The 25,685-nt window shown below is 43.2% G+C and carries 27 protein-coding genes; 24 read left to right on the top strand and 3 right to left on the bottom strand.

The features are described 5' to 3' along the window. The first annotated feature begins 74 nt into the window (after nt 1-74). The 4 genes from nfsA to AOT13_RS13625 all read left to right on the top strand — a co-directional run bounded on the left by nfsA (nt 75) and on the right by AOT13_RS13625 (nt 3,781). Nucleotides 75-824: an oxygen-insensitive NADPH nitroreductase gene (gene nfsA / locus AOT13_RS13640; RefSeq protein ID WP_003250202.1), complete on the top strand. Its 750-nt coding sequence runs from the start codon at nt 75-77 to the stop codon at nt 822-824. A gap of 588 nt (nt 825-1,412) precedes the next feature. Continuing rightward, the gene (locus AOT13_RS13635; RefSeq protein ID WP_013400742.1) at nt 1,413-1,703 is read left to right on the top strand and encodes a DUF3784 domain-containing protein; all 291 of its coding nucleotides are present in this window, start codon (nt 1,413-1,415) and stop codon (nt 1,701-1,703) included. Nucleotides 1,704-1,990: 287 nt separating this feature from the next. After that, a complete protein-coding gene (locus AOT13_RS13630; RefSeq protein ID WP_013400743.1) occupies nt 1,991-3,340 on the top strand; it encodes a YeiH family protein in 1,350 nt (449 codons plus the stop codon). A gap of 90 nt (nt 3,341-3,430) precedes the next feature. Then, nucleotides 3,431-3,781: a hypothetical protein gene (locus AOT13_RS13625; protein ID WP_013400744.1), complete on the top strand. Its 351-nt coding sequence runs from the start codon at nt 3,431-3,433 to the stop codon at nt 3,779-3,781. Between the two features lie 321 nt (nt 3,782-4,102). Here the strand turns inward: AOT13_RS13625 and AOT13_RS13620 are convergent, their stop codons facing one another. Beyond that, a complete protein-coding gene (locus tag AOT13_RS13620; protein WP_003250212.1) occupies nt 4,103-4,708 on the bottom strand; it encodes a TetR family transcriptional regulator in 606 nt (201 codons plus the stop codon). 80 nt (nt 4,709-4,788) lie between these two features. Here AOT13_RS13620 and AOT13_RS13615 point away from each other — a divergent pair, with 80 nt between their 5' ends. Together AOT13_RS13615 and AOT13_RS13610 are read left to right on the top strand one after the other, a co-directional pair. Further along, a complete protein-coding gene (locus AOT13_RS13615; protein ID WP_232511532.1) occupies nt 4,789-5,382 on the top strand; it encodes a zinc-binding dehydrogenase in 594 nt (197 codons plus the stop codon). 525 nt (nt 5,383-5,907) lie between these two features. Next, a complete protein-coding gene (locus AOT13_RS13610; RefSeq protein ID WP_042385232.1) occupies nt 5,908-7,107 on the top strand; it encodes an oxalate decarboxylase family bicupin in 1,200 nt (399 codons plus the stop codon). A 500-nt stretch (nt 7,108-7,607) separates the two neighbouring features. Here AOT13_RS13610 and AOT13_RS13605 read toward each other — a convergent pair whose 3' ends face one another. Then, complete coding sequence (locus tag AOT13_RS13605) at nt 7,608-8,318, bottom strand: polysaccharide deacetylase family protein (RefSeq protein ID WP_097948920.1); 711 nt, start codon at nt 8,316-8,318, stop codon at nt 7,608-7,610. Between the two features lie 674 nt (nt 8,319-8,992). Here AOT13_RS13605 and AOT13_RS13600 point away from each other — a divergent pair. From AOT13_RS13600 to AOT13_RS13520, 17 genes are all read left to right on the top strand, one after another. Further along, nucleotides 8,993-9,274, top strand: coding sequence for a VOC family protein (locus AOT13_RS13600; RefSeq protein ID WP_042385234.1), 282 nt, complete (start codon nt 8,993-8,995; stop codon nt 9,272-9,274). Between the two features lie 101 nt (nt 9,275-9,375). Beyond that, on the top strand, nt 9,376-9,687 hold the full coding sequence (locus tag AOT13_RS13595) for a metal-sensing transcriptional repressor (protein ID WP_003250220.1): 312 nt from the start codon (nt 9,376-9,378) through the stop codon (nt 9,685-9,687). Nucleotides 9,688-9,700: 13 nt separating this feature from the next. Further along, nucleotides 9,701-12,094 carry a heavy metal translocating P-type ATPase gene (locus tag AOT13_RS13590; RefSeq protein ID WP_042385236.1) on the top strand — a complete coding sequence of 798 codons (2,394 nt, stop codon included), beginning with the start codon at nt 9,701-9,703 and terminating at the stop codon, nt 12,092-12,094. A 19-nt stretch (nt 12,095-12,113) separates the two neighbouring features. Then, nucleotides 12,114-12,317, top strand: a complete 204-nt coding sequence (copZ, locus tag AOT13_RS13585) for a copper chaperone CopZ (RefSeq protein WP_003250225.1) — start codon at nt 12,114-12,116, stop codon at nt 12,315-12,317. A 443-nt stretch (nt 12,318-12,760) separates the two neighbouring features. Continuing rightward, nucleotides 12,761-13,105: a DUF5082 domain-containing protein gene (locus AOT13_RS13580; RefSeq protein ID WP_042385239.1), complete on the top strand. Its 345-nt coding sequence runs from the start codon at nt 12,761-12,763 to the stop codon at nt 13,103-13,105. 74 nt (nt 13,106-13,179) lie between these two features. Further along, nucleotides 13,180-13,476 (top strand): YwqI/YxiC family protein, encoded by a 297-nt coding sequence (locus AOT13_RS13575; protein ID WP_013400756.1) that lies wholly within the window; start codon nt 13,180-13,182, stop codon nt 13,474-13,476. Further along, a complete protein-coding gene (locus AOT13_RS13570) occupies nt 13,477-15,003 on the top strand; it encodes an LXG domain-containing protein (RefSeq protein ID WP_042385242.1) in 1,527 nt (508 codons plus the stop codon). Between the two features lie 32 nt (nt 15,004-15,035). Beyond that, entirely contained in the window at nt 15,036-15,410 is a 375-nt protein-coding gene (locus AOT13_RS13565; protein ID WP_042385244.1) for a hypothetical protein, read from the top strand. Between the two features lie 225 nt (nt 15,411-15,635). Beyond that, a complete protein-coding gene (locus tag AOT13_RS13560) occupies nt 15,636-16,010 on the top strand; it encodes a hypothetical protein (RefSeq protein WP_042385247.1) in 375 nt (124 codons plus the stop codon). Nucleotides 16,011-16,105: 95 nt separating this feature from the next. Further along, nucleotides 16,106-16,933 (top strand): hypothetical protein, encoded by an 828-nt coding sequence (locus tag AOT13_RS13555; RefSeq protein ID WP_042385249.1) that lies wholly within the window; start codon nt 16,106-16,108, stop codon nt 16,931-16,933. A 229-nt stretch (nt 16,934-17,162) separates the two neighbouring features. Next, nucleotides 17,163-17,537, top strand: a complete 375-nt coding sequence (locus AOT13_RS13550; RefSeq protein WP_042385251.1) for a hypothetical protein — start codon at nt 17,163-17,165, stop codon at nt 17,535-17,537. A gap of 681 nt (nt 17,538-18,218) precedes the next feature. Further along, nucleotides 18,219-19,232 carry a permease gene (locus AOT13_RS13545; RefSeq protein ID WP_042385252.1) on the top strand — a complete coding sequence of 338 codons (1,014 nt, stop codon included), beginning with the start codon at nt 18,219-18,221 and terminating at the stop codon, nt 19,230-19,232. After that, nucleotides 19,232-20,089, top strand: coding sequence for a TIGR03943 family putative permease subunit (locus AOT13_RS13540; protein WP_013400764.1), 858 nt, complete (start codon nt 19,232-19,234; stop codon nt 20,087-20,089). Before AOT13_RS13545 ends, AOT13_RS13540 begins: the two co-directional genes overlap by 1 nt. A 229-nt stretch (nt 20,090-20,318) precedes the next feature. After that, entirely contained in the window at nt 20,319-20,780 is a 462-nt protein-coding gene (locus tag AOT13_RS13535) for a hypothetical protein (protein WP_013876869.1), read from the top strand. After that, a complete protein-coding gene (locus AOT13_RS13530) occupies nt 20,777-21,106 on the top strand; it encodes a hypothetical protein (protein ID WP_003250252.1) in 330 nt (109 codons plus the stop codon). Before AOT13_RS13535 ends, AOT13_RS13530 begins: the two co-directional genes overlap by 4 nt. Before the next feature lie 2 nt (nt 21,107-21,108). Then, nucleotides 21,109-22,386 carry a glutathionylspermidine synthase family protein gene (locus AOT13_RS13525; protein ID WP_042385255.1) on the top strand — a complete coding sequence of 426 codons (1,278 nt, stop codon included), beginning with the start codon at nt 21,109-21,111 and terminating at the stop codon, nt 22,384-22,386. 5 nt (nt 22,387-22,391) lie between these two features. Next, nucleotides 22,392-22,790 (top strand): DUF350 domain-containing protein, encoded by a 399-nt coding sequence (locus tag AOT13_RS13520; protein ID WP_003250255.1) that lies wholly within the window; start codon nt 22,392-22,394, stop codon nt 22,788-22,790. A 229-nt stretch (nt 22,791-23,019) separates the two neighbouring features. Here the strand turns inward: AOT13_RS13520 and AOT13_RS13515 are convergent, their stop codons facing one another. Further along, nucleotides 23,020-24,444: an amino acid permease gene (locus tag AOT13_RS13515; protein ID WP_003250257.1), complete on the bottom strand. Its 1,425-nt coding sequence runs from the start codon at nt 24,442-24,444 to the stop codon at nt 23,020-23,022. 229 nt (nt 24,445-24,673) lie between these two features. On the opposite strand from AOT13_RS13515, the gene AOT13_RS13510 reads away from it, so the two are divergent. Further along, nucleotides 24,674-25,441 carry an NAD-dependent protein deacylase gene (locus AOT13_RS13510; RefSeq protein WP_042385256.1) on the top strand — a complete coding sequence of 256 codons (768 nt, stop codon included), beginning with the start codon at nt 24,674-24,676 and terminating at the stop codon, nt 25,439-25,441. Nucleotides 25,442-25,685: the final 244 nt, after the last annotated feature.

Below are 25,685 nucleotides of genomic sequence, written 5' to 3'. Positions count from 1 at the left end.
ACTTGGGAAGAGTCAACTATTTTTTGGTATTATAAAAAGCAAAGTGATTTATAACAAATAGGGGGGCATGTATGATGAATGCAGTCATTGAAACGATTTTGCAGCACCGTTCCATCCGGAAATTTGAAGACCGCCCGTTAACGGACGAGCAAATTCGCACGATCGTCGAATGCGCGCAAGCGGCGTCGACATCAAGTTTTGTGCAAGCATATTCGATCATTGGCGTGAAGGATAAAGAGACGAAACGAAAGCTTGCGGGATTAGCGGGAAACCAGTCTTATGTCGAACATAACGGGCATTTCTTCGTGTTTTGCGCCGATTTTCACCGCCATGAAGTGATCGGGGAAATGGAACAGCAAGATGTGCTGCCATCGCTGGAAAGCACGGAAAAATTTATGGTCGCGCTCATTGATGCGGCATTGGCGGCACAAAACGCAGCGATCGCCGCTGAATCAATGGGGCTTGGCATTTGCTATATCGGCGGATTGCGCAACAATTTGCCGGAAGTGTGCAAACTGTTGAAAGTGCCGAAACGGGTCATTCCGCTTTTCGGGCTTGCCGTCGGTTACCCGGCACAGCAGCCTGACAAAAAACCGCGCCTGCCGTTTGAACACATATACCATGAAGAAACATATGAGCAAGACCGCACTAAATTCGAAGCACAGCTGAAACAATATAATGATATTGTTTCCGCGTATTACGAGCAGCGGACAAACGGCAAACGCCGCGATACATGGACAGGGCAGATGGCCAACATGCTCAGCAGCCCTGTGCGCACGTATATGAAAGAATTTGTAGAAGGAAAAGGGTTCAATCTTCGTTAATCACGCTCCGTCATAATCAAACACATAGCCGTAATCCCTTCTGCATCAGGGATGCGGCTTTTTGGCTTTTCGCCTGGCGCCCACGTTAGCCATGAAATTTTCATTGGAAATGGCCTCTAATTTTTGCCAACGGCGATTTCATTTTGTTCGCGAGGGAATTCCATTTCGTTTGTTATGGCCGCCGGGGAGGAAGCAAACCGCTTTGCAACCGCATGAACATTTTCTTTCATTTCTGCCTAGCACGGTAGCATTTTAACATAAGCTAATCTGCCCCAATTTCTTTTTATTCAGGCGGAGTAGGTGGTGTGTCGTCATCGGCCCAAGCTTTTACTCATATTCCAATGTAACGGCGGTATTCGCTAACGATGCGGGATAGGGCCTTTTTTGCTGTTTTCTCGCGTGAAAGGTTTTCGCGGTTATCATTGACCCGAATCTGTATTCTCTCTTTTCCTATGTTTTACGCGAATAGAAAAGGGTTATTATTCACTTATTGATATTTTCAGAAAAATTTGTTATATCTTGTTATAGATTTATCAGTGGATAAGAACAATGTAAGTTGCTTTTTGGGGGGATACAAGGTATCTTGGGGTGATTATTTGTAGCATTGCTAGTTTATTGATGATTTTACTGGGGTATTTAATTTGGACAAAAAAGAAATTATTCCTTATAGCAGGTTATGATGAGGAAACTTTTGAAGGTGATAAAGAAAAATTAGCAAAAGCAATGGGCATGTTTTCTATATTCGTTGGCATACTTGTCTTTATTTTTCCATTTACTCTTGAATATATTGGTTCATTCACAGGGTATATATTTGCAATCATCATCGTGTTAGGGACGATGGCAATGTTTATTTATGTCAATATACTCAATCGAAAGTGAGAAAAGAAGAATCCTGTAAGACAATGCCATATATCTTTTATTTATTCTGAATTTTATGTTGATTTTAATGTGCGAACGTGTTATACTTCACTTCAAAAAAGCATATGTTTGTTTCAAAGTTCACATGACAGGCACTTATTCTTTATTGAGCAAAGAAAACGGGGGTGAGACGGTGGCGCAACATTTTTTATCACATTTAATCCTAGTAAACAAATGGGTATAATAAAATTTACTTTAGTGTAATGTGCAATGAAACCTTTTCCAAATTGATAAGGGGGTGTTAATGGATGCATAAAACGAACTTATCTGATGAAAGAGCATTGCCGGCTATCCAAAGCGGATGGGCGGAATTCATTCGCAAAGAAGATTGGTGGGCGGTATGGATCGGCCTCTTTCTTGTCATTTTGGCCGTAGTCCTTTGGTCGGCAGGCCATTCGATTAAAGTGCTTACGGCACAAATTCCTAAATGGGGGGACATTCATACTTTAACGGATGCATTAAGCCATCATTTTGGATCCATTGTTCTCTTATTTATCACTTTCTCCATTTTATTTTCGATTGCTGTATTCTTTTTGCGTGTTAAAGTTAGTCAATTTGTTTCTGGATTTATCGTTTTATTTATACTTAGTATATTGATCAATATTTTTAGTTCATGGGAATGGGCGCAACGATATACTTTGGAAGCACCGCTCATTGCCCTTGCGATAGGGCTTGTTATAAGCAATATTATTCCGATTCCTGACTGGTTTGAAGCAGCATTGCGGACAGAGCTTTATGTGAAAGTAGGCATTGTGCTTCTTGGTGCGACACTTCCTTTTACGCTCATTGTCAAAGCGGGACCTGTCGCCATTCTTCAGGCGACGATCATAGCTGTCGTTACCTTTGCCACTATTTACTTCGTCGGCTCCAAGCTAGGTTTGGATAAACGATTTGCAGCTACATTGGGGGCAGGAGGTTCTATATGCGGTGTCTCCGCTTCGATCGCTGTCGGTAGCTCCGTAAAAGCGAAGAAAGAGCACGTTTCTGTTTCGATATCACTTGTTGTGATTTGGGCGATTGTCATGATTTTTGCTCTTACATTTATGATAAAATGGCTCAAAATACCGGCAGGACCGGCAGGGGCGTGGATCGGCACATCGGAATTTGCCGATGCCGCAGGGATCACGGCAGCCAGTGCATTTGGTGATAAAGCGCTCACGGCGTTTACCCTGATGAAGGTGATCGGCCGCGATATATTTATTGGGGTGTGGTGCTTTATTCTTGCATTCATTTCTATCACTCGGTGGGAAAAGAAAGAAGAAGGAACGAAAGCAGATGCCTCTGAAATATGGCGCCGGTTTCCAAAGTTTGTGCTTGGCTTTTTTGCCGCTTCAGCCATTGTGACCATCATTCTCGCCAGCGTTTCAACAGCCAGCACCGATGCGATTAATGCGGATATTGTGGCGCCGATTAAAGAATTGCGGACATGGGCTTTTACTTTTTGCTTTTTATCGATTGGATTGACAACCCGCTTCAAACAATTGACATCGGTTGGTTGGAAACCTTTTGTCGCATTCAGCTCAGGGGTTGCGGTAAACGTGGTTTTAGGATACATTCTGTCCATTCTTCTCTTGGGCTCTTACTGGGCAAATCTGTAATACTTATGAAAGAAAGGGTCTGTGGAAAGTGCGCCTCTGCACAGGCCCTCTTTCCTTAAGGTAAACATGAATGTGGCGGAGGAAGTGAGGATGAAGAAGAATCAATGGACTTGCAAGCAAAAAATTTGCTTTATTTTTGAGATTTTTCCTCGTCATGCAATGCCTTTAAAAAAGTTGCGCCATATTCGCCAAATGAATTCCCGCTCCGTCAGAGAACTCCATGCTTTTTTATCGGCTCATTTGGAGAAGATCGCCAGCATGATGGATCTTTTGCAGGAAGCACACGATCATTGGATTGTTTATGGCAAAAAGGACAAAATTATAATGGAAACAGATACGTATGATTTTAACGAAGCGCTTGATGTTTTGTCCAGCCACGGTTTCAACAAGGATGATTATATATTAAGAGTGGAATACGAACGGAAATGGGGAATGCTTTAATCCTTTTGACTTCTTTGCTGTTTCTCTGATTCCTGATCCATTTTAGCAGCAAGCAGATTTTAAAATGGCATTTACATGTTTGGCCAGAAAAAGAAGCGGAAAACGTTGCACGTCAGCGCCTTCCTGCATGAATAATTTTAGAAAAGCGAAAGCCAATAAAACGATGAAAAAAGGAAAGTTTATTGGAGCAGCTGCAGAAGGAATTAAAAAATATCGTCCATATGAGATATAATAGCCGTTGGTATGCCCGGCCGTCTTTAAGCCAATTAAAACAAATAAATCCCTGTCATTTAGGCAGGGATTTATTTGTTTTAAATAGTTCTAAACACCAACTATAATCTTCAAACCATCATTAAAAAGATCGTCAACGGTTCGGCCTGAAGAAAAATATTCTTCTATGCTTTGAACCATCAACGGATGTTCCTTTTTAAACTGTTCGAAATCAAAGTCTTTAATTTCCTCAGGTGAAGGTAGAGTGGTTTGCTCCTCGATCACATACCCGAAAGTGTAATGGGTCGCGGCCAAAACGATTAAGCGGGCTTCCCGAAGGCTGATGCCGGCACTATGAAGTGATTGGATAGCCACTTCGGATATTTTAGCCATCGTCAATGATAAATGGGCACCCGCGACAACGCGCCCACCATCGGTATATGAGAGCATGGCTTTACGCAAACGGTTAAGAGTGCGGATCAGCCAATCTTGCCAAGGCTCACCATCACCTCGCGGCTGTAAGTCCGCAAATTCCGTCTGCAAAATCGCTTCGGCCATTTCGTTAACCAAAGCGGCTTTATTGTTAAAATGCCAATATAAAGCCGGAGCTTGAACTCCCAGCCTTTTCGCCAGTTTTCGCAGTGTTACGCCCTCAAGGCCACTTTCATTGAGCAATTGCAGAGCTTCTTCTATAATTTGTTCCTTTCTTAATGCCATCGTATTTCTCTCCTCGACAGTTTCATCTTCAAGACTGCTTTTGGCTCAGCAATCGAAGAATCTCTATTCTACTTTGACATTTGAAATGGGGGGCTAAGCTTCAACAAGGCGAAACGGTTCTGATCAATGGGGCGACGGGAGTATCCGGCAAACTGGCCGTCCAGATCGCCAAGTTGTTAGGCGCAGGGCGGGTCGTTGGGACTGGACGCAATCCGGAGTCGCTGAAACGGGTTTTGGAGCTGGGCGCGGATGCTGTCATCGATCTTAAACAGTCCGATGAGGAGCTTGCAGATTCATTTAAAAAGGAAGCGGGAGAAGGTTATGATGTCATCCTTGATTTTTTGTGGGGGCGTCCGACGGAAATACTGCTCAAAACGTTCGTTCCTCATGAACTTGTTCCGGCGTCGCGGAGGGTGCGGCTTGTACAAATTGGAGAGAAGGCAGGATCGACCATCTCGCTTTCCGCGGATACATTGCGAACCTCGGGACTTGAGATTTACGGAGCAGCTACTGGTTGGGCACCTGAGGCGATCAATGAAGCCACCAATCAGGTGTGGGAGTGGATAAAGGAAGGAAAGCTGAGTATGGACATTGAAACAGTCCCGCTTAAAGAGATTGAAAGTGTGTGGAAACGCACCGATTTTCATGGGAAAAGAATCGTGATCATTCCATAAATTAAATGAGGAACAACATAATAGCACTCGATTTAGAGGGTGCTGTCAGTTTAAAAGCCCTGTCTCCATCCGAGAAGGGCTTTTTATTTGCTTCAGAAAATATTCAGATTTTTGGTGAGGCAGGTTATGATTTAATTTATTAAAACATTATTTTTCGTTAAGCGGTATTCTGCTTAACTGGGTGTAACTCTACACCCTCTGCTTTGTCCATAAAAGCAAGAAGGTGAAGTAAAGTTTCCGCTTTTTCATCGTGCTAACCAGTGCCGAGTTTTAAGCTGCATCATCAATCATGGGAGCCGCCGTTCAACGAATAACGGGATAAGCATTTAGCCATTCACAAATCTCCATCCGACGCACCAATCCTCATCATTATCCGATTTTTCCGCTGATCTCCCGGCTTTCATTCAAAGAGCCAGGGCGTTTTTACAGGAATTGATATATTTTTAAAATCTTCCTCATAAATTTCTGTTATATGACAATACACAATTTTTTATTCAATAATATTAGTGAAGGGAGTATATCTGAATGAAAAAACGCCCGAGTCATCCAGCTCCGTACGAAAATGTGCCGCAGCCGATAAGGGATGATGGCGCCGGCGCGACCGATTTCGGTCCTCGAGATGTTATGAGGGATCTGGAGAATCCCGATATGCTAGTTCCACCAGCCACTGATGCCGGAACGATCCCCAATTTAAAGTTCTCTTTTTCCGATACCCATATGCAGTTAAATCACGGTGGTTGGTCGCGGGAAGTAACGGTTAGAGAGCTGCCGATCGCAACCGCTCTTGCGGGGGTAAACATGCGGCTGACGCCAGGCGGCGTGCGCGAGTTGCATTGGCATAAGCAAGCAGAATGGGCCTACATGATTTTGGGGCGTGCACGCATCACTGCAGTCGACCAGGACGGGCGGAACTTTATAGCCGATGTCAGCGCGGGGGATTTGTGGTACTTTCCCGCTGGAATTCCACACTCGATTCAAGGACTGGAGGAAGGCTGTGAATTTCTGCTCGTCTTCGACGACGGCAGCTTCTCTGAGTTCGATACCTTCACTATTACTGACTGGTTTGCGCACACACCAAAGGACGTGCTAGCCGCGAATTTCGGTGTACCGGAAAGCGTCTTTGCCCACATTCCTACAAAACAACGATACATTTTCCAAGCAAAGGTGCCCGGCCCGCTGAAAAGCCATCATGTACCGGATCCTTACGGTACTGTGCCAAAGAGTTTCACGCATCGGCTGCTCGCACAGGAGCCGATCGTAACTCCGGGCGGGACGGTACGCATCGTTGATTCCACCAACTTCCCTGTTTCGATTACGATTGCGGCGGCGCTGGTAGAAGTCAAGCCGGGCGGGATGAGGGAAATGCACTGGCATCCGAATAGCGATGAGTGGCAGTATTATCTCACGGGCATGGCGCGCATGACTGTGTTCGCGGCGAATGGCACGGCCAGGACTTTCAATTATCGGGCCGGTGATGTAGGATATGTACCGCGCGCCTACGGTCACTATATCCAGAACACCGGTGACCAAAGCCTATGGTTTTTTGAAATATTCAAGAGTGACCGTTACGCCGACGTGTCGCTGAACCAGTGGATGGCGCTGACTCCAAAAGAGCTGGTACAGGACCACTTGCATGCAGGACCGGAGCTGATAAACGCATTGCGGAAGGAGAAATGGCCCGTCGTCAAATCACCGGTATCCGACGGCAGGCATGAAACCACCTAAACAAATGATAATTTTATGATCTCGCTTGTTTACTAAAAAAATCATGGTGCAGCTCGTGAAGATGGATGTTTGTTGCTCTCCACGCTGCTGGAAAGAGTTTATGCGGGATGATGCGAGGGAATGAAGCTTCATGAGAGGAGATAATGGAGAATTTGGCGGCCACCAAAAAAAGCGGGATGGCTCCCGCTTTTTTATGTATCACTCTTGACTGCTGAAAATGGGGGATAAGTGGATGCTTGATGTCTCGGATGATAAATAACAATGAATAACAATCGATCGTTTGTTAGGAAAAAGGGGCGCTACTCTGGCATGAAGCGTGATTTCTTAGGGTGATGCATATGTTGCCGCCATGCTTGTTCGTGCATGTTAAGCGTTACATGAGAATACACGTCTGACATCATCGTGCTTCACCATTTTCACGCCGGAGAGGAAGGGGAAATGGCGGAAGAAAATGCGTGCAAGCTAGTAACAGTTTCTACTTTTTGAAACAATACCTATCATTACTGATGATGTAACTTCTGTAGTTTGTTTACCGTGACAAATTGATAGCCTTTTTTTGAAAGAGAATCTAATATCCCTTCAATCGTTTTTAGTTCATTGCCAGTATTATCATACATTGGATGCAACAAAATGATAGCCCCCGGTTTTACATGTTTGTTAACATAGTTCACTTTGTCCAAAACCGAAGAGTAATAGGTGTCGGGCTCAAGGCCCCATGTTATGGTTTCGATATGATGTTTTTTCAAATAATAGGGTAAGCCAATCAGTTTTTTTCCATAAGGCGGGCGGAAGTCTATTTTCCCTTTGTAACCTGTCTTCCGGATTAATTGGTTGGTCATTTCAATTTCCTGCTTGATAAAAGAAGGTTTTTTGAAAATCATTCGTTGATGAGAATATGTATGATTTCCGATTTGATGTCCAGACTCCGCTATCTTTTTTCCGAGTTTTGGATTTTTCTTCAGTTCCTTTCCAGTCACAAAAAAGGTAGCCTTCGCATGGTATTTATCTAAAAGGGGCAATATTTTTTCAACATTTTTTGTCGGCCCGTCATCAAAAGTTAGCGCAACTGCTTTTTGGTTTGTTTCTACGTGACTGGTTAATCCTCCAAATAACTGGTATGTTCTTGCATTCATTAATTTATATGTGCCAAATAAAAAAAGCAGTAATGTAAGCGAAATGATCCCGTATAAGGCTATTCTTTTTTTCACCATTTGTCTTCCTTTCTATCATCATCGATGGTTCTTGGTGCATTTTATCAGTTAGTATTCATGAAAGCAAGGTGGAATCATTGAGATTGCGCTGGGAGAAATAGCGGTAAATGCAGAAGAAAAAGATGGAAGATTAAATGTGAAAGACTTTTGCCACACCGAAAATATTTGTTATTGTAATTTACTGGTAGGACAGCGGCAGAAATGTTATCATTATATTTGTAATATTGTTACTTCTAATTTTTGGAGGTGTTTAACATCAATAAAAAGGCGAAAGTAGTTATTGGACTAATCAGTAGCCTTGTTCTTTGTCTTTTCGGAGTGTATCGTTTAATGATTGAAGCTCGATCATCTTATTCATTATTGGTTCCTGCCATATTTGCTGTTACAGGTTTTATTGCACTAATCGCAAACATAATCGTACTGAAAAAAATGAAAATCGACAATGAAATTTAATATATCTTAACAAAAATTGAAGCCCTAAAGTAGCTCGGCGATAAGGGGCGATATTGAGGAAAAGAAGAAAATATCACCCTCGGTTCAGCGCCATCTTTGAACTCCCGAGCCGTTTGGCAGGGCTTTTTTATTTATGGGACTAGGAATAGACAAGGTTCTTGTTCGAAATAGTCGATCGGTGGCATTAAAATGACAAGGATGTTTGGTTGGAGGTAATGGAAATGACGGTAAATATCCGCCTGGAATTGTTTGTGAAAGATTTGCAAAGGTCTGTTGATTTTTACAAGAATGTCATTCGCTTGGATTTATCTTCTCAAAATGAAAGCAGTGCCATGTTTAAAACAGAAAATCTTAACTTGCTTTTAACTAAAGAAGATGTTATTTCGAGTAACCACTATTTTAGCGAAATAAAAACATCTCGAAAAGGAATGGGAGTTGAAATAATATTAGTGGTTCCAGATGTGCAAAGTTATTATCAACGTGATTATCAAGGACAAGCGTAACGGCACAGCAACTGTGTTAAGAAAAAAGCAAGGCGTTCCAATTGATATTTATACCCATTACCGGTATAATGTATATAGAATGATCGAATGAGGTGAAAAACATGAATCACTCGGAAGAGCATCATCCTAATCCTAAAATGGTACCGCGCACGGAAGAAGAAATTGCGAACATTGTCAAGCGTTTAAAGCGCATCGAGGGGCAAGTGCGCGGGGTGCAAAAAATGGTGGAGGATAACCGGTATTGTATTGATATTTTAATCCAGATTTCCGCGATTGAAGCGGCGCTGCATAAAGTCGGATTGCATTTGCTGGAACGGCATGTTCGTCATTGCGTCGCCAAAGCGATTCGCGAAGGCAACGGCGATGAATCGATACAGGAATTAATGACCGTCATCAACCAATTTTCGAAATAGGGAGGGAAGCGCGATGGGCGAGAAAAAGCATGTGACGCTGCATATTACTGGCATGACATGCGCCGCCTGCTCAAGCCGCATTGAGAAAGTGCTCAATAAGATGGACGGAGTCGAAGCAAACGTTAATTTAGCGATGGAAAAAGCGACGATCGAATATGATCCGGCGAAGCAAAGCGTCCGCGATATTCAAGAGAAAATCGAAAAGCTCGGATACGGTGTTGCAACGGAAAAGGTCATGCTCGATATCGAAGGAATGACGTGCGCTGCTTGTGCAGCGCGCATTGAAAAAGGCTTGCAGCGCATGGAAGGAGTGGAACGCGCCACGGTCAATTTAGCCACAAACAGCGCGGTTGTCGAATATAACGAAGGCATCATATCCGTTGAGGCGATTTTAGAGAAAATCAAAAAGCTTGGCTACAAAGGACAAGTGCGGAAGGAAGAAGAGGGAGCAGGGGTTAAAGAAGAACAGCTGAAACAAAAACAGCGGCAGCTTATGATTTCCATCGTTTTATCGCTTCCGCTTCTTTATACGATGATCGCGCATCTGCCATTTGACCTTGGTTTGCCGATGCCCGATTGGCTGATGAATCCATGGGTGCAGCTTCTGTTCGCGACACCTGTGCAGTTTTATATCGGCGGTCCTTTCTACGTTGGCGCGTATCGCTCATTAAGAAATAAAAGCGCGAACATGGATGTCCTTGTCGCACTCGGCACTTCCGCCGCCTATTTTTACAGCTTGGCGGAAGCGGTCAAAACGATTGGCAACGCGCACTATATGCCAAACTTATATTTTGAAACAAGCGCGGTGCTTATCACGCTCGTGCTTGTCGGAAAATATTTTGAGGCGCGTGCGAAAGGGCGGACGACCGAAGCGATTTCGAAACTGTTAAGCTTGCAAGCGAAAGAAGCGCTCGTCGTCCGTGACGGCAAAGAAGTCAAAGTTCCGCTCGAACAAGTGGCCGTTGGCGACACGATTATCGTCAAGCCGGGAGAAAAAATACCGGTAGACGGTATCGTGATTGCGGGCGCATCTGCTGTTGATGAGTCAATGATTACAGGAGAATCGATTCCGGTTGATAAAAAAGAAGGAGACCGCGTCATCGGCGCGACGATCAACACGACAGGCACTCTTACGATTCAGGCGGAAAAGGTCGGAAAAGATACGGCTTTGGCGAATATCGTGAAAATCGTTGAAGAAGCACAAGGCTCAAAAGCGCCGATTCAGCGGTTGGCCGATGTCATCTCGGGAATTTTCGTTCCAATCGTCGTTGGCATCGCCGTGTTGGCGTTTGTTGTTTGGTACTTTTTTGTCACGCCGGGCGATTTGCCAAAAGCGTTGGAAGTCGGCATCGCTGTGCTTGTTATCGCATGCCCGTGTGCGCTCGGGCTTGCCACGCCGACATCCATCATGGTCGGCACTGGAAAAGGAGCGGAACATGGCATTCTCTTTAAAGGAGGTGAATATTTAGAGGAAACGCATAAAATCAACGCGGTGCTGTTGGATAAAACCGGAACGGTGACAAAAGGAAAGCCGGAAGTAACAGATGTCATTGAGTTTCAAGAAGGAATGCTTGATTATGCCGTGTCGGCGGAAAGCGGCTCTGAGCATCCGCTCGCACAGGCGGTTGTCGAATATGGAAAACGACAACAAATTCCGGTAAAGCCGTTGGAGCGCTTTACGGCGCTTGCGGGCCACGGCATTGAAGCGACAGTCGCTGGAAAACGTGTTCTTGTCGGAACGAGAAAACTAATGAAAGAAAACAATGTCGACATGTCGCAACATGAAGCGAAGATGGTACAATTAGAAACAGAAGGAAAAACAGCGATGCTTGTCGCCATCGATGGAGAGCTTGCCGGAATCATCGCTGTTGCTGATACGATCAAAGAAAACGCGAAAGAAGCGATCCGTGCATTAAAACAAATGGGAATTGACGTCTACATGGTCACAGGCGACAATGCACGGACGGCGAAAGCGATCGCCGAACAAGCGGGAATCGACCATGTATACGCTGAGGTGCTTCCGGAAGACAAAGCAAGCATCGTCGAAACGCTGCAGCGGGAAGGCAAACGAGTGGCGATGGTCGGCGATGGCATTAATGACGCTCCGGCGCTAGCGAAAGCCGATATCGGCATGGCGATCGGCACAGGAACCGATGTCGCCATCGAAACGGCCGATGTCACATTAGTCGGCGGCGATTTGGCGCATATTCCGAAAGCGGTCGAATTAAGCCGCAAAACAATGACAAACATTCGGCAAAACTTGTTTTGGGCGCTGTTTTACAATACGATCGGCATTCCGGTTGCCGCTGCGGGGCTGTTGGAGCCGTGGATTGCCGGAGCGGCAATGGCGTTCAGCTCCGTATCGGTAGTGACAAACGCCCTTCGCCTAAAACGCGTGAAACTATAAAAATAAGGAGGAATCCATTATGACAACGACATTACAAGTGCAAGGAATGACATGCAACCATTGCAAAATGGCAGTTACGAATGCGCTTCAAGAGCTAGAAGGAGTCAACCGCGTCGAAGTTCATCTTGATAAAGGCACCGTCGATGTTGATTATGATGAAACGAAAGTCAGCTTGGACCAATTGAAAGAAGCCATTGAAGAACAAGGGTATGATGTAAAGTAAGCGAGAGCCTCCCTTTTTCTTAAGGGAGGTCTTTATTTTTTCTTGAAAGGTGCATAGCAAAATAGGTGGAATTCATGTAAAAGGGTACCAATATCTTTTGAAGAAATGTGCAAGAGTTGTCGCCGAACTTCATGGACTTGATTGGTACACCGTTGGTATATGTTTGAAGAACCCTGCAATCTGTAGGCGGAAGTGGCTTGCTGTAGATTTTCTTGTGCGCAATCGCGTTGTCCATCAATAATATAAGGGATAATAGTACTAATTTTTTACAACCTGTAGACATATAAAAATAATGACTAAACACATTTACTAGTCTTAAAGTCCTTCAATTAAAAAGGAAAGGAATCCACCTTTCCTCTCTTTTTGTGGGTATATTTCCATGATATAGTAAATTTGGTTACCTACTAAAAGTAGGAGTTTTATGAATGTAGGAGGACCGTTGTATGACCCTTGCTTCCTATTACTCTTTATTGCGCAAGAAGGAAGAAGAATTACAGCGTGTTTACCATTGTGAAGCAAAGTTGTTGAATTCGCAGGCGGAGTTCCAGGCTTATCAGCGTTTTGTAATGGAACCTGAACTATCGTCTAACACGTGGGATGGAAAGAAGGCAGAAAAATTCCAGCAAATAAGACATGAAGATATGTTGGAATCCTATCAAGATATGATGGAACAGCAATTTTCCGTGGTTTTCGATCAGCTTTCGGCGAAAGCGAATGACATCAAGGAAGAAATTAATTTGATTAGACAAATGATTGCGCAACTAGAAGCACAGCAAGCAGAGCAATAGGGGCAATGAATTATTGATGCTTTAATGTTTGTTGAAAGCGATGAAGCGGATTGAAAAAGAGGGGGGAGTTGTGAGTGAATGGCGAAATCCATATACGATTTGCACAGGTAGAAAAAAAGCTTCGTCAACTGCAAAACACCACGGAAGCGTTAACTATTTCCTATCTTTCGTCTATAGCCGGAGAAAATGAGCTAGATGTTGTGAGGAAATTGGATGAACTTAATGGCGAACTACGTCATCTTTTAGAAAAATATAAAACGCTCCTGCTTTCTAATATACAATCCACCTTTCATTCTCTTGATGCCATGAAGGAAACGGACCAAGCGATAAGTTCCTCTATTATCGGAAAGAGCCAAAGGGGAGAGGAATGAGTGAGAGTCTTAGATGTCTCTGATTTAGAAAATGGAATCAAGGAATTAAAAGCCATACTAAAAGCGCAAAAGGAACAAATAAATAACATTAAAGATGATATGCAATCATTTACACATTCCGAGTCTTTTTACGCTGGTGAAGGTGCCAAGGCTATTCGCTTTTTTTATAACGAGTGCCACATTCCGTTTTTACGGTTTCTCGAAAATTTCATCGATAACTATCAAAGATTTCTCGTTAACTTAGGAAAATCACTGAATAATTTAGAACCGGCAAATAACGGATTTATTCGCGAAAGCTTTTTGGAATATGAGATTGCTTCAGCATTACAGCGAATGAAAAACACTGTCAAGGACTTAGTCGACGAGGCCAATGGTTATATGAATGAAGTAAACGATATCGTTTACTTGACAAGATTAGACGATCAGCGTTTTATGCACGGATTAAAAAAAGCGGAAGATTATGCGGCAGAAACAGTGGAAGATTTGCGGAAGTTTGATTCTGAACAGACGAAAGAAATCAGCAGTTTGGAAGCTGATCTTCAAATCATGAAAAATTATATTGCGCTTATCGAGTCGATGTTTTGCCAAGAAGATTTTTCGGTTTTATCGTTTAACCTGGGGAAGCTAAACAGTCATCCAGATTATAGAACGCTGACGGTTAAATTGCGAAAGGATGAAATGAAGGAAAGGGTATATCCTTTCACTGATTTTTTCGCCACAATAAACGAAAAATTAAGTACAGGAGATAATATCATTATTGGCACAAGGCTTGTGGCGTTTCTCGCTTCCATGCAAGTAGCGAAAGGTTTGCAAATAAAATATATTCGTCAAGCACCGACCTTATGGCAAAAAATAAAAGGCGACTATCGATTCGCGGTGAAAGCTCCCCCTTCATGGACAAGCGAAACAAAACACGAATCGCCCCTGGCTAAATTCATTATCAAAGTGATGAGAAAAGAACCTGTTAGTTGGTATGAAAAAATACTGCATAAAATTTTTTCTAGTTACCGGAGTCCATCAGACTTTATTAAACATATGGCAGGATACCCTAAAAATATTGAAGGCATATTGACCGGGGAAGAGTTCAGAAATGCATTGATAGACCGGGTATCGGCAGGGGTTAAAGAAACAACTGAAGCTGCAACGAAAGCGAAGGGAATGCAGACAGTAGCTAATAACATACCAAGAGCAGGGACTTACATTACTATTGGTGCCAATATAACAGAGTATGTAAGTCCAGAAAATCAAAATAAAAGTTCGGCAGAACGGATTGGCCGTGTTTTAACTGGAATTGCAGTAGATACATTTGCTATAAACGTAGGAACAAGAGTGGGAATCCTGATTGGCAGTATAGGAGGACCGCCGGGGATGATTATAGGCGGGGCGGCCGGAGCGTTTGTAGGCGGAACCGCTAGTTCGCTGTTTGGCGATAAAATAAAAGACGCTGGGGGAAAAGTAGTTGACGAGGCGGCAGATGCGATTAAAGAGGTTGAAATACCGGCATCAATAAAAAAGTGGTTTAGCTAGCTGCTGCAGTTATTAAGGAGGCATATAAACTTATGACGTCAGACCTATGGTTTCTATTATCTGATCCATATACATGGATTACTATTCTTGATTATACGTTGGGGGCGATATTCTTATCACAGTTGGGTGTGTCTATAGCTGTTTTTTTAGGTGCTAATTTAGTGGTATATTACTATGACTTAGGTCATTCCAAAAATCCGGAAGCGCTGTGGGAAAAGGTATTCAATCTATTAGATTACTTGTTTTTATGGTTTCCTGTCTATCTGTATAAAAGAGTGTCTTCTTTTCCGTTTTTGATTCGGAAATTGCTGTATGCGGTTTTTACGGTGGTTGGGGCAGCGGTATACGGAATTATATGGCTAGTGCTGCGCAATCTATTGAAATTGCTGTTATTGGGGCACATATAACCGATGGAGCAAAGTTTTCAAGTTGGCAATCAGCAATTTTAGAGAAAACGGATATAAAGAGGAAAGAGAGGGAGCTGGATGGAGTTTGTCATGACGTGCACAACGGCAGAATTGATGCTGTTGGTGGGGGTATGTGATTATCCCGGTGTTGCCAAAGGATAGGAGCAGCAATGTTTGAAAAAAGTGGTTTAGCTAGCCATGGTTTAGGGAGGCATATCAACCTTTATGGCGTCAGACCTATGGTTTCTATTATCAGATCCATATACATGGATTACTCTTCTTGATTATACGTTAGGGGCGATATTCGTATCACAATGGGGGGTAGCTATAGCAGTTTTTTTTGGTGCTAATTTAGTGGTATATTACTATGACTTAGGCTATGAAAAACATCCGGAAGCGCTATGGGAGAAGATACTTAATCTAATATACAATTTGTATTTATGGTTTCCGGTTTATCTGTATAAGAGAGTATCTCCTTATCCGTTTTTGATTCGGAAATTGTTATATGCTGTTTTTACGGTTATTGGGGCAGCGGTATACGGAATTATATGGCTGTTGCTGCGCAACCTATTGAAATTGCTGTTGTTGGGGCAACTATAATGGACAGGCTAGGTTTTTGAGCTGGCAGCAATTGTAAGAAAGCAAGATACATAGAAAGTCAAAAGTAGAATGGAAAAAGGAAGAGGAGGAGTCCGATGGAGTTTGTCATGACGTGTACAACGGCGGAATTGATGCTGTTGGTGGGGGTATGTGATTATCCCGGTGTTGCTAAAGGGATAGGAGCAGCAACGTTTGGAAAAAGGAGCGAAAAAGAATGGAAAGCAATTTTGGAGACAGCGGAGCATCAGCTTATTTTAAAGGGGATTATCGATGATGAAAAAGCTGAGCGTGGCGAAGAACCAATATCCGATGAAATGAAAACATTTATCAATCGTTATGTGCAGTCAAAATGGATCATAAGAGGGACGGACATGCCGCGCAAAAGGGCGCTAATGTTCCATCATTACGAAGGGGACGACTGGTTGGCGCATATTATATATAAAGATATTATTCATGAGTTTTATTACGTAACATTTGACGAAATTTTAGATCAAATTCGTGAGTATTATTCATTTTCATCAGGAGATTCCGTGCCTGCAGAACAATTTTTTCTGACCGAGAAAGCGTTCGACTGGCTGAACGAACCGAAAAAAGTAGACAAAGTTAAGAAGAAAAGTGAATTTACGGACGAGGAAAAAAGAAGCTTCGAACATTTCCTTGAGGATCTTGAAGCGAAAAACCGATATTTATACAATCTCACTACCTTTCATTTCCCTAATGGAACGGATAATCTCTCGCCCGATCTCTATATGGAGAATGTGCTTTATCATATGAGAGATCTTTTCTTTTTTCTTCCATCTCAAAACGGAGTGTGGCTTGTCGAGTATACGCCGCATCCGAAAACACCGGTCCGTATTTATTTAGCAACGGTCGGTGAATGGATAGAACGAGCGGCTCGCTTCAAAGAAGTTATTGAAGTGTAACAGAAAACAGCGTGGTCCTTAGAGGAATTTGCAATGGATGCGGATTCATATTTGCCGCTGCTATAGAGCAGGCGCTTCTCCAGTGAGCTTGGCTCCATCAAGCTCATTCTTTAAAACTTAATTTAATAATAATGACTTTCAAGGAATGGATGTAGCCAGAAAGACAGAAATCCCGGCATCCATAAAAAAGTGGTTTAGCTAGCTATGGTTTAAGGAGGCATATAAATTGATGATGTCAGACCTATGGTTTCTATTATCTGATCCATACACATGGATTACTCTCCTTGATTATACGTTAGGGGCGATATTCGTATCACAGTGGGGGGTAGCTATAGCAGTTTTTTTTGGTGCTAATTTAGTGGTATATTCCTATGACTTAGGCTATGAAAAACATCCAGAAGCACTGTGGGAAAGAATATCCAATGTAATAATTAATTTATTTTTTTGGTTTCCTGTTTATCTATATAAAAGAGTATCCCCTTTTCCGTTTTTGATTCGGAAATTGCTGTATGCTGTTTTTACGGTTATTGGGGCAGCGGTATACGGCGTTATATGGCTAGTGCTGCGCAATCTATTGAAATTGCTGTTATTGGGGCACATATAACCGATGGAGCAAAGTGGAAGTCAGCAATTTCAGAGAAGACAAGCTACATGGAAAATTGTAAGTAGAAATGGAAAAAGAGAAGTTTTATCGCTTGTCTGGCAGCGCCGTTATGTCATTGAAAGAAAATAAAATTAGCTAAGCTAAAAATAATTCCCATGATGAAATAAGGCAGTGACAGGAAAGCGCTCCATTAAATTACCATTTACGAAAATGTCATTATTCATTCCGTTGGAGAAGCCCTATAAACGCATTGTTTAGATAAAAAATGGAGCTGTCTTAATTGTCAAATAAATTTGTATCCGTCACGGAATCACGGCAAGAAGCGTCATGTTCTCATTTCTGTTGCTAATTATGATTGTTTTTACCATCTTTTGTGGGGGATCATTTATTTGTGCTTTTAGCAAACACTATGGAGCTATTGCTGTTTTTTATATTTTTGTTGATCCAAAAGCTCCGCTTTGGCGGCAATGATAGAAAAGATAAATGGCTATTTCCGCTTGATTTATTGTTAAGAAGGCCGTCATTCCGGCCTTTTTTTGTTGCCAAGGCGCATGCATCATAACAGCTCGACAGATAGGGATTGAGAAGACATGTGACAGAAGCTATGAGCATATAATTTAGTAAATAGTAATCATTACGTTTTAATGCTTCGCATGAATGGAATGTAAAGGAGGGACGGGGATGTATCGTCGGTTTTCTTCTACGTTAATTGATATAACCGGGATTGTTGTGACCGCGATTGCTGCTTATTTTATGCTGGCCAGTCAGTTTATAGGGGCAGCGTGGTCGAGGAAACTTCCAGATTCCTTTCAGCAATTTAGTACGATTTTTTTAAGCATTATCATTGAAGCGATTCCGTTTGTGCTGATTGGTGTTATCATTGCCGGATGTATCCAAATTTTTGTTACAGAAGGACAAATCCGGCGCTGGATTCCGAAAAATCGGTTTCTCGCCGTCATAATGGGGTGTGTCGTTGGAGCTTTTTTTCCTGCGTGTGAATGCGGAATTGTGCCGATTGTGCGAAGACTGGTAGCAAAAGGAGTGCCGCTGCATGCCGCGGTCGGCTTTCTGTTGACGGGGCCGCTGATAAATCCGATCGTCATTTTGTCCACGTATATGGCGTTTGGAAATGATGGCACCATCGCGGCATTGCGAATGGGGATTGGCTTTATCGATGCTTTGATCATTGCCTTGGCTATAAGTTTCTTATTTCCGTCTAATCAGCTGAAAGCGGCCGCTGTGCCGGATGTACGGGAACATGTTAAACGTGTGTCATTGTTTCAGCAATTGGAGGAAGTGTTCAAACATTCGATTGATGAGTTTTTTGATATGGGAAAGTATTTAATTATTGGCGCTTGTATCGCTGCGTTGATGCAGACATATGTACATACTAAATCTCTATCCCTTTTTGGTGATGGCGATTTCGGAAAGACCATCGTCATGATGGGACTGGCCTATTTCTTATCATTGTGTTCGGAAGCGGACGTGTTTATCGCGGCTTCATTGAAAGGATTGTTTCCAATTTCTTCTATACTCGCGTTTTTAGTTTACGGACCGATGATTGACTTGAAAAATACGATTATGCTGTTGAGTGGATTTCGGGCTAAGTTTGTGCTCGTTTTGTTTGTTTTTATTACTTTCGTTGTGTTCGTAAGCGTGCATCTAACGAAGATGATGCAAGGGGGTGGAATGTGATGCGCTTTCATTTTCAGCAGTTTTTGCGGGCGATTATTTTAGCGGGTTTTTCGCTTTTTTTCATTCGCCTGCACGTTACAGATGAAATAACGAAATATGTGAATCCTAAATATGTCATGATGAGCCAAATTGCTGCTGGGATATTTGTGCTGCTGTTGCTCATTCAGATTTTCCGCATATGGGAACCAGACGGTCATCCGCATTGTCATGCCGGATGTGGGCACGATCATCATTCGCATGTTGGAGTGGGAAAACGGGTTAGTTTTTTCATTATCCTCTTTCCGCTGTTGGTTGGATTCGCTTTTCCGCCAGCTGTGCTCAATGCTTCCCTGGCCGAGAAAAAAGGAACCGTTCTTCCTCCAGCCCGTGCAAGCCAGCAACAAGACTCTTTATCGGCCATCGATCATCAAAAGGCTTTGCCTAACGATAACTATCTTTCCCAAGCGGAGTACAAGCAAAAAATGGAGAGGCTAAAAAACCAAACGGTCATCGTGATGAACGAAGAGGTGTTTGCTCCTTATTATGAGGAAATGCAAAATCATCCGGAAAGCTACCGTGGAAAGAAAATCAAAGTAAGCGGGTTTGTATACAAAGCAGCGGGATTGAGTTCTCATCAACTTGTAATCTCGAGGTTTCTCATAACTCATTGCCTTGCAGATGCCAGCGTGATAGGATTTTTAACCGAATTTGAAAAGGCAAGCCAATATCAGCCAGATACATGGATGGAAATAGAAGGAACTTTACAGATTACCACATACAACGGAGTGGAGGTCCCGGTCATCAAAGCAGATAAATGGAAGGTCATCCCCCAACCTTCACAGCCTTATATTTATCCGGTATTAATCAAAATTTTATAAGGATAGTGGCTCCTTTCATCAACTGACTTCGGCGTTTTTTGCCTATGATAAATAACGCATTTGCATGTGAAGAGAGAAACAAGCGGTAAAAATGAATTGATTCAATAACGCTTTTTTTCTCTTTTTTTGTTTGTCTTATAATTATTGGAAAAGTTCATTGAATAGTGAAACTCATTCTTGTAATATTCGTACTAGTAGTTGTATTAGACTTGGAAAGGAAGGAAATATCGTGAATCGATTGGAGTATCGGCTATGGCTTGGCGGGGAAATTTACCGGTTGCTTTATTTTTATGAATCGATCGACTTGCCGCAAATCATTACCCGGCGCGAATGCGAATTTTTTGTCAAAGAGGGAGTGACGTACCGGCAAGTTTCCTCGGCGCTGGAACACGATACGTTTGTTATTTACGTCGAGGAATATGAGCGAGGGCGGAAAGAAGCAGAAGTGGAAAGCAACAGTTTACGGCTGGAAGTTCGTGAGCTTGATGCGGAGAACAAGCACCCCGTGATCGCAGCGCTGGAGCTTTCTTCCCATCTCGATGTGATGATGTATATAGGGAGTTCATTTACATATTTTCATAGAAAAGAATGGCTTCGCGATAGTGCGGAAATTGACGAGGACCGAAAAGTGTATGTTCTTTATGTGACGCCAACAGGATTTGTTATGGAAGAAGGAGAGGCTAACCGATGAATAAGACGAAGAAGATGATGGTTGGCGTGCTGTCGACGTTGATGGCCGCTTCGCTTGCCGCCTGCAGTGATGAAAGTTTGCCGCCAAAACCGAAGGATCAGGATTGTGACGATTGGGAATGGGATTCGGCGACGGGGACATATGTTTGTGATGATGAGGACAGTTCTTATCACCGCCATTATTACTATGGAGGACATTATTACCCGTCTAAACGTAAGCTGCAGCGTTCCGCGGCGTATAAAAGCTACCAACAGAGCACGGAATTTAAGGCAAAGGCGAAATCCGGAATCGGTTCAGGAACGAAAGGCAGCTTTTTTGGAGGATGACGATGTATTCCGTTGAACGACACCGCCAGCGCCGCGACCGGTTTTACGGGGCAATCCCTGATTTTTGGGCTGACTTATACGGTGCAGAATATGCGTTGTTCGATTACGTTATGTTAACAGAAAAGGAAGCGGAGCAAATACGAACGGCAACAAACCGCATTGGCTATTTGTTTCGGAAAACTGCAGGCTTGTTGCGGCGGCTGCCCGATGAGACACTTCGATTGTTAGGGTTTCATCCAGATACGCTTCCGTTTTTGCGCATTCCCGCGCTTCCGGCGGAAACCGTGATCGCTCGGGCCGATCTTGTGCATGTTGGTGAAACGTTTAAGCTGATCGAATTGAACGCGGATACACCGACATTTATTCGCGAAACATTTGATATCAATGAGCGTGTTGCTTCCTTTTTTCATTTACGTTCGCCGAACAAAGGAGAAGTGCATGATGTCGCCGAAGCCATTCTGCATGCCATTTGGCAGTCATACCGTTTATTGCGTCGCGATGGAGAGCCGTATGTCGTATTTACTTCCCATGAAGATCATATGGAAGACCGCGAGACGGTCCGTTATTTGCAGCGCATCAGCGGAATAGAAGCGGCTTATGTGCCGCTTCATGAGCTCTATGTTGTGGCCGAGGATGTCCGGTTGCGTGGCGGCGGCATGTTGCGGCGCGGATTATATGATGGGGAAGGAAGGCGGATCGATGTGCTATACCGGCAAACATATCCGCTTGAACATTTAGTCGAAGATCGCTCTCCAGACGGAACGAAAGTAGGAGTGCAGCTGCTGGGACTGTGGAAGGAGCGGGAAGTCGCCCTCATCAATCCGCCATCCGCGTTTTTGCTTCAGTCGAAAGCGGTACAGGCGCTTATTTGGGGGCTGTATGAAGAAGGAAATCCGTTTTTCACAGAAGAGGAGCGTCAATGGATTTCCGAGCATTTTCTGCCGACTTATTTAGATGAAGAGTATTTTCTTGATCAGCAATTAATGTATGTGCAAAAACCAGCATTCGGGCGCGAAGGCGACACGGTCGTCATCAAAAGCGGAAAAGGCGAGCCGATGGTTGCCGATATCCAGCAAACATATAAGGACGAAACGCCTGTGTACCAACAATACATGCCGCTTCCCGAAACGGTGGTCAAAACCATCAACGGCTATGAAACGGTGAGGTTATTGCATACGTGTTTTTTAATTAACGGCAAAGCAATGGGAATCGGCCTGCGCGCGGGGGGAATGATTACAAATAACTTGTCTTATTATTTACCTGTAATGATGAAAGGATGAAGAAAATGACGTATGTGATGAATTTTCTGTTTTACACCGTGTTAGGACTTGTGCTGATGGGGGTCGGAATCGGCCTGTTCAGCTTAACGACGAAATTTTCCGAGCGCGAATTAATCCGCCAAGGCAATATGGCCGTGGCACTGAAATTGTGGGGCAAAGCGTTAGGATTGGCGATTGTCATTTACGCTGCCTGGAGCAACAGCGTCAGTTTGCCTGATGCTCTTCTATGGGGCGTCATTGGCATTATCACGCAAATTCTCGTGTATTTTGCGCTTGAATACATTTTCACGCCGAAAACCAACTTGGCCAAAAAAGTTGAGGAAGGCAATCTCGCGGTCGGGTTTAGCTTATTTGCCATTTCGATTATTGTCGGCTTGATTGTCGCCGGAAGCATGTCATATTAAATTGGAACTGTTACGTTCGTTTCGGGCTTTTTTTGCCAATGTTTATCTAAATTTTGTGTTCATGATAGGACAGAAAGGAAATAATAGCATTACTGTTCGAAAAATTTGGGATAGCTGGTTGTCGATTTTTTGAACCTATATTTAGAGAAAGTGGCGGAGCGAAAAAGCAAAATAAGATAGCGAGGAGAAAATAAAAGCAAAAGGGACCAGGATTTTTGCATTGGTCCCTTTACGTTCCTTGCAGTTCTGTCTGTTTGTGATCATCGCTTAGTTTTTGCTTCATAAGCAATGGATATAGGATTAATCCGGCCACAAATAGACCGATGCCTAAGAAAAATGTATGCCAATCTGCCGTTCCCGTTTTGATGACCCAAACCGAGTACGCTAGCGCCACTGTTGTGATGATGCCGTCCCGGATGCGAATGCGTTTTGCGTTTTCATACGTTTCTCCCGTTATAATTAATTTCAGCTGATACAATGCTGAGACAAGATACGGAACTAAGTAGGCGAGCGTTGCGACGACAATCGCGAAATTATATGCTTCGTTCACTGTTCCCGATATGGTCGAAAAAAGAAAAATTTGCGTCATGAAATTGGTAATAAACAAAGAACGGACAGGGCTGCCGTTTCGATTCGTTTTCGCAAAGAAAACGGGAAACAGTCCTTCTTTTGCTGCTTGATAAGGAACTTCCGAACTGACGACAATCCAGCCGATTGTCGAGCCGAACAAGGAAATAAGCGCTAAAATCGCCATGATGTAGGCCCCGTTGCTGCCGATCACTGCGTGCAGCGCGTCCACGAGCGGCTTTTGCGATTGCTGCAGCTGTTCTTGTGAAAGAGCCCCCATTGTTAACAATGTGATCCCTATGTAAATAAGCACCGAAATAACTAATCCAAGCAATGTCGCGATTTTCACATCTTTTTGCGATTTCGCGCGGTTTGACAGCATAACAGCTGATTCAATGCCGATAAATGCCCACAGCATCGTAATTGCCGCCCCGTTGATTTGGCTTGGAACGGATACCGCTTGTCCCTTTTCATCCATGAATGTAAATCCGCTGCCAAGATTCGCGGCGTTAAACACTGAGACGGTAACAATAATATAAAGAAGAAAGCCGATGACTTTCGCTCCCGTTGCCAAAATATTAATGCTTCCCGCGCGTTGAAAATCGCGGGCGAGAATCCATTGGATTCCCCATAATACAATCGTGCAAACCGCAAACGTGAGCGCTTTTCCTGTTTCTAATTGAAATGTTCCGATGGCAATGAGAACGCGGTCGCTTTGCATAATCGGGAAAAAAGTGCTTAAATAGCCGGCAAAAGAAATAATGACAGACGCGGTCGCCGCCCAGTTTGCCGCCCAATATCCCCATGCCATGCTGTAGCCTGCCATGTTTCCCGCTTTTGGCGAAGAAAACATCGCCTGCGCGTAGCTTTGCGGCCCCGCTTTCAATTCCGGCTTTCTTGTCACTAAACTGCCGAACACAAGCGCAATCATGAGCACTCCCAATCCGGTTGCCACCCAGGCAAGCGCTGATCCCATTGGGCTTGCGACTTGCGCTAGGCTTGCCGGAATCATAAATATGCCACCGCCGACCATGTTGCCGACGACAAAGGCGGTTAAAATCCATAAACCCCATTTTTTCGTTGTCATAGTAGTCCTCCTTATATGATACCATCTCTACAACTCATTTACTTTATCATCATAAATGATTATTTTAATTTGGTAAAGTGATAATATAATAAAGAGAAGGAGATAAAATAATTAATAATAATCGGCATTTTTTGTTAATTGCGATATTTTTTGAACACGAAAAATTAATATATGATAAGAGAAGGAGAGTATTCCATTCAACATTCATAGATAGAAAGGAGCAATGGACATGGATAAAATAAAAGAATTTGCGCAATGGGTTATGGACGCAAAGAAAATTACTGTATTGACTGGAGCGGGAATGAGCACTGAATCGGGAATTCCGGATTTTCGCAGTGAAAACGGGATTTATGCGCAAGAGGAAAATGTCGAATATTATATTTCTGAATATTATTTTAAAAACCATCCTGTTGATTTTTGGCATAAATTTAAGCGGATTTTTTCATTGAAATTAATGGGAAATTTTTCGCCAAATCAAGGCCATCTCTTTTTGAAGTGGCTAGAAGATATAGGGAAAAAAGTGGTTATTTTGACGCAAAATATTGACGGGTTGCACGAGAAAGCGGGAAGCACCAATGTTGTTGAGTTACATGGTACGTTGCAGACGGCGACATGCCCGAAATGTCAAGCAAAATATGATTTGGCGTTTGTCAATAGCCATGATGTGCCGCGGTGTGTGCGGACATTGAAGAATGGGAAAGTATGCAACGAAATTTTAAAACCGGATGTTGTCTTGTTTGGGGGAATGGTTCAACGATTTGAAGAGGCGCTGCAAGCTGCGGATGGCAGCGATTTGTTAATCGCGATGGGAACGAGCCTGGAAGTCGCTCCCGTCAATTTCATTCCTTCCTATGTCGCCGCGGAGGTTCCTCATATCCGTAAAGTCCTTGTTAATAAAACGCCGACGAAAATGAATGATGTATTTGATATCGTCCTCCATGCAGGAATCGGGGAAACAGTTGCGAAAGTGCAGCAATACATTGCAGATGCACGTTGAACATTGATTCAACTGCATCTGCTTATCTTCTTTATTTTTTAACAAAAAATGATAGTTATAAAACAAAAATATTGTATTTTTAGAAATTTTCAAATATAATAACATCGACATACCAACTGGTTGGTATCATTTCTAGTAATATGCATATGTATGAATCATAGGAAAGAATGGAACAAGTGAATTCAGTGCATGGTGATCGCGAGAAACTTGTTCAAGGACAGGTGAACTTGGGCAATGTTTATAA

Origin of the sequence: Parageobacillus thermoglucosidasius, from assembly GCF_001295365.1 — a bacterium.
Taxonomy (GTDB): Bacteria; Bacillota; Bacilli; order Bacillales; family Anoxybacillaceae; genus Parageobacillus; species Parageobacillus thermoglucosidasius.
Note: the sequence above shows the minus strand (reverse complement) of the source record. Positions and strands in the feature narration are given on the sequence as shown.

Bases quoted from the DNA above. Each gene is read 5' to 3' on its own strand.
- AOT13_RS13595 (WP_003250220.1), top strand. From the start codon at position 9,376: ATGAATCACTCGGAAGAGCATCATCCTAATCCTAAAATGGTACCGCGC.
- AOT13_RS13545 (WP_042385252.1), top strand. From the start codon at position 18,219: ATGTATCGTCGGTTTTCTTCTACGTTAATTGATATAACCGGGATTGTT.
- AOT13_RS13510 (WP_042385256.1), top strand. From the start codon at position 24,674: ATGGATAAAATAAAAGAATTTGCGCAATGGGTTATGGACGCAAAGAAA.
- AOT13_RS13520 (WP_003250255.1), top strand. From the start codon at position 22,392: ATGACGTATGTGATGAATTTTCTGTTTTACACCGTGTTAGGACTTGTG.
- AOT13_RS13605 (WP_097948920.1), bottom strand. From the start codon at position 8,318: ATGGTGAAAAAAAGAATAGCCTTATACGGGATCATTTCGCTTACATTA.
- AOT13_RS13600 (WP_042385234.1), top strand. From the start codon at position 8,993: ATGACGGTAAATATCCGCCTGGAATTGTTTGTGAAAGATTTGCAAAGG.
- AOT13_RS13540 (WP_013400764.1), top strand. From the start codon at position 19,232: ATGCGCTTTCATTTTCAGCAGTTTTTGCGGGCGATTATTTTAGCGGGT.
- AOT13_RS13555 (WP_042385249.1), top strand. From the start codon at position 16,106: ATGGAGTTTGTCATGACGTGTACAACGGCGGAATTGATGCTGTTGGTG.
- AOT13_RS13515 (WP_003250257.1), bottom strand. From the start codon at position 24,444: ATGACAACGAAAAAATGGGGTTTATGGATTTTAACCGCCTTTGTCGTC.
- copZ (WP_003250225.1), top strand. From the start codon at position 12,114: ATGACAACGACATTACAAGTGCAAGGAATGACATGCAACCATTGCAAA.
- AOT13_RS13560 (WP_042385247.1), top strand. From the start codon at position 15,636: ATGGCGTCAGACCTATGGTTTCTATTATCAGATCCATATACATGGATT.
- AOT13_RS13620 (WP_003250212.1), bottom strand. From the start codon at position 4,708: ATGGCATTAAGAAAGGAACAAATTATAGAAGAAGCTCTGCAATTGCTC.
- AOT13_RS13530 (WP_003250252.1), top strand. From the start codon at position 20,777: ATGAATAAGACGAAGAAGATGATGGTTGGCGTGCTGTCGACGTTGATG.
- AOT13_RS13610 (WP_042385232.1), top strand. From the start codon at position 5,908: ATGAAAAAACGCCCGAGTCATCCAGCTCCGTACGAAAATGTGCCGCAG.
- AOT13_RS13580 (WP_042385239.1), top strand. From the start codon at position 12,761: ATGACCCTTGCTTCCTATTACTCTTTATTGCGCAAGAAGGAAGAAGAA.
- AOT13_RS13525 (WP_042385255.1), top strand. From the start codon at position 21,109: ATGTATTCCGTTGAACGACACCGCCAGCGCCGCGACCGGTTTTACGGG.
- AOT13_RS13630 (WP_013400743.1), top strand. From the start codon at position 1,991: ATGCATAAAACGAACTTATCTGATGAAAGAGCATTGCCGGCTATCCAA.
- AOT13_RS13590 (WP_042385236.1), top strand. From the start codon at position 9,701: ATGGGCGAGAAAAAGCATGTGACGCTGCATATTACTGGCATGACATGC.
- AOT13_RS13550 (WP_042385251.1), top strand. From the start codon at position 17,163: ATGATGTCAGACCTATGGTTTCTATTATCTGATCCATACACATGGATT.
- AOT13_RS13625 (WP_013400744.1), top strand. From the start codon at position 3,431: ATGAAGAAGAATCAATGGACTTGCAAGCAAAAAATTTGCTTTATTTTT.
- nfsA (WP_003250202.1), top strand. From the start codon at position 75: ATGAATGCAGTCATTGAAACGATTTTGCAGCACCGTTCCATCCGGAAA.
- AOT13_RS13565 (WP_042385244.1), top strand. From the start codon at position 15,036: ATGACGTCAGACCTATGGTTTCTATTATCTGATCCATATACATGGATT.